The following is a 3,509-nucleotide window of genomic DNA, read 5'->3' as shown; positions in this document are numbered from 1 at the left end:
CAATGCGATCGACTACCTCTTCGGCCTACCCGGCAACAAGGTTCTGCAGCGGCTCGTCGACGAGAGCGCCAACAACATCCGCACCGCCGCGCGCTCGAGCGCAAGCCTGTGCTGCGCGGCTACTGGTTGATGCTCACCCTGCGTCGAGGCGGTGCCCACGACCCATCATCTGCGCAACGCCGAGTTCGCTACGCTGCGGCTCAGGCTGCTCAAGCTCGGCGCCCGCGTTATCGAAACCGTCTCGCGCATCCGCCTGGCCTTCGCCGCCGCCTGTCCCGAGGCAAGTCTGTTCCGGGCGATCGCCAGCAATCTGCTACGCGCAGGACCGTGACCGCCGGGGCAGCAGGCCCCGCCGAACCACACAACTTCCACCCTCCAGCACGTTCACAAGTCCAGACACATCCGCGGTGAAAAAGACACGAGCCGCCACCTGTCCGACGCTCAGCGGAAAAGACCCAGGTGCGTCATGAATAAGACGGGTTAGGTCATAAGACAAGACGACCACAACGTCGCATGGCGGCGTTGCGCCGACCCACGAAGAGCAGCAAGTGACCCACGGACCGACATCGTCCGGAAAGAAAGTAGGCGGAGCTTGATCTCATACCCCCAATCAGAGAGGACTCTTACCAAGGGGGGTCGGTTTGGGGATACCGGATCCGAAATATCGCGTGTGTGCAAGATCAAGAATTCGATTGATCAAACTTGAGAAGCTGTGTCCGGCGGTTTTCGCCGACACGGGAAATGACGCGCCCTTTGAGAGGTCCGGATTTGCATTTATCTCCAGGACAAAGGGCTGGCCGGAGCGGTCGATCCGGAGGTCGACGCGGGCTAAGTCGCGGCACAGGCACGCGCGGAAGGTTGCAGCCGAGATTTCCCGCAGCATCGTCGCAAGCTTGCTGTCGAGTTGCGCCGGGCAAACTTTAACGGGGCTCCCGACCCCGATGTGCTTCGCCTCCCAAGTGTAAAGAGGAGTTTTGGCATCGCCGAAGTCCTGCTCTACCAGAGGCAACACTTCGAGTTCTGCATTTCCCAACAGCGCGACGGTGATTTCTCGCCCATCGATGTATTCTTCCACGAGCGCATCCTGCTCATAGTGTGTGACGATTGCTTCGACGGCCTGCCGTAACTGAGCAGGGTTGTGGACCAATTGCAATCCGTAGCTGCAACCTTCGCGGCGCGGTTTCACTACCACTGGGAACCTTAGGTCGCCTATACTCTCGGTGCCCTGACGCATTACGCGAAAGTTCGGCGTCGGCACGCCGCTGGCACGTATGATTTGCTTGGTGAAGACCTTATCATCAGCAATCGCATGCCCAAGCGGGCTTGATCCAGTGTACGGCACACCGGCCATCTCAAGCACGGCAGGAAGGTGAGTGTAACGGGATTCGCCCTGAATTCCCCTGGCATAGTTGAAGACAATTCCCGAAGGGCGGGCTTGCAAATCGGGGGGCATGAACCGCTCAAGCGTCGTAAGCAATCCCTTATCGCCTTCACATAGCAGCGTATCATGGCCGCCTTCCTGCAGCGCCGCGACCATCTCCTCGCAGCACTCGCGATTTTCACTTCCAGGACAAGATCGACCGAATCGGTTGATAACGCCCGCATGGTCATTGTCTATGTTACACACTACGGCTACCCGCATGAATCTACTCCTTCGATGTTTGCCCCTGTTGCGTGGAATTGCTGACGTCTCTGTTTACGAGGGGTAATTCGAGCGCCTTCACCTTTCCTTCGCAATTGCTGTGCCATGAAGATGGCCTTGCGAGGAAGCAGTAAACCCAATGGCTTCGGCTTCGCGCCGGCGGAATACAAGCGCGGTGGTGTATCGTTCCGCACATCGGCGTCGTCAATCGAACACGAGTGGGAACGTCGAACGTCAAAACACCAGGGTGGCTCTGCCGCACCGCTAGGGACTAAGACTGGCTCGCTGCGTATTCCAATGATTCCGGACAGTGATGAAGTGCACCCCTAGACTGGCTAATCCGAAAGGGACTACCGCGACCGCTACGAGGATCTCACCGGTCATTGCCTCAGGCAATGCCCGTCCTGTCGTCAAGGCCAGATGATCATCGTCGAAATCTTCGACGGCGCCACTGGACCCCCGCCATACTGGGATACATCATGAAGGAACCGCTCCGCTTTCGCCGTCACCGCATCGCACGAGCCGTTCGGCCCGACAACCGAGCCGGTCCCACGAAGGTGCGCGCAGTCACCCCCGGCTGCCTCTGCCGACAGGCGCGACGCCGGCCCTCACTTTGCCGCAACCCATATCCGTGCCGCTTCGGCGCACGCGACCCTTGCAATCGCGGCCTCCGCGACGGCATCCCCAAACCACACGACGCCTGTTCATGGGCACCGCCTCGATTGAACGCCCATAGCGGCCACCCGTGCCGGCGGCTTAGTCCAACACGTTTTTAGCTCACCGGCGCGATCCACCTCAGCGCGCTCTCGCCACCCGCCTTTCTGCGCGACGCCAAGCTAAAAACGCTCTGCAAAATGTGCTCGAGCACATTTGGTGCGGGAAATCCGCCCGCCCGGATCTGTGAGGGCGAAAGCCGAATGGCTGAGCTACTCGACCACGACCCTTGCCTCCAGTGTGAGATGTTTTTGGTGACCTCACTTTACCACAGCGCAGGTCGCTATACACTCTTCATAGGATCTGGGTTGGACGGTGCGTTCTTGGCGCATTGTCGGCTCCGGCGGTGGCAGGATTTTGGAATCAGTAGCATGATCCAACATACCTGAAACCGGCCGGGCCTTGCTTGCGCAAAGCTACGATTCACTCAAGAAATCAACAGTTTGGCGTTTGTGGACGGGCACTAGCTAGAAAGCTCTGCACAGAGGTACGAAGCCATTCCTGCTGTCTCATTCCGAAACCGAAAGAACCTCCGGAAATCCAGCGCGCCGCCTCAAGACGCAAAATCGATGGATCGAACCGCCGCTTACAACAAATTCACAAAATCTTTGCAACCGCAGATCGCTGACGATGTTACCTTCACCGCAAAGTCTGAGGTCAGGCACGGCTGAAAAAGCTGATGCCGATTTCGCTCAGTCCGTCGCACAGTCAGTCAATGGAGAATCAAAATGCCAACGGCAAGAAGAGCGCTCATCCTAGTTGAAGGCAACACGCACGCTACTGGTCTGCAATACGTGCTCGCGACCCAGCGTCTTGGTCTTCATCCCATTACCCTGTCGGCTGATCCAGCTCAGTACGACTATCTTGCGGCGGAAGGGATTGAGGCAATCCGTGTCGATACAAATAATCTCGATGCGCTGATCCGCGAATGTTCTCGACTGCGTGCGAGCTATGACATTGCTGGCATTACGAGCGCCAGGGAGGCGGTCTATGCGACAGTTGGCAAGCTCTGCCGGCATTTCGGTCTCCCGGGACCGACCCCCGAATCGATTGAAGGATGCTGCGACAAATTCGTTCAACGTGAGCTCCTCGCGGAGGCCGGCGTTCCAGTACCAGCTTACCGCGTGGCAGCGAATGCGACGGATGTAAATAG

1 protein-coding gene and 2 pseudogenes are annotated in these 3,509 nt (G+C 58.3%); 2 read left to right on the top strand and 1 reads right to left on the bottom strand.

Annotated features, from left to right (window positions below; all coding sequences use genetic code 11):
* Window positions 1-331, top strand: a pseudogene (locus EOA27_RS27930) (transposase); the annotation flags it as partial.
* A 279-nt stretch (window positions 332-610) separates the two neighbouring features.
* On the opposite strand, the gene EOA27_RS27925 reads toward EOA27_RS27930, so the two are convergent.
* Window positions 611-1,642 (bottom strand): ATP-grasp domain-containing protein, encoded by a 1,032-nt coding sequence (locus EOA27_RS27925; RefSeq protein ID WP_127257766.1) that lies wholly within the window; start codon window positions 1,640-1,642, stop codon window positions 611-613.
* Window positions 1,643-3,084: 1,442 nt separating this feature from the next.
* Here EOA27_RS27925 and EOA27_RS27915 point away from each other — a divergent pair.
* A pseudogene (locus EOA27_RS27915) lies at window positions 3,085-3,509 on the top strand (hypothetical protein); the annotation flags it as partial.

It is taken from the genome of Mesorhizobium sp. M2A.F.Ca.ET.037.01.1.1 (assembly GCF_003998075.1).
GTDB lineage: Bacteria > Pseudomonadota > Alphaproteobacteria > Rhizobiales > Rhizobiaceae > Mesorhizobium.
The sequence above is the reverse complement of the archived record's forward strand: the minus strand, read 5'-3'. Positions and strand labels throughout refer to the sequence as shown.

Coding starts and splice junctions, on each gene's coding strand:
- EOA27_RS27925 (WP_127257766.1), bottom strand. CDS start 1,642: ATGCGGGTAGCCGTAGTGTGTAACATAGACAATGACCATGCGGGCGTT.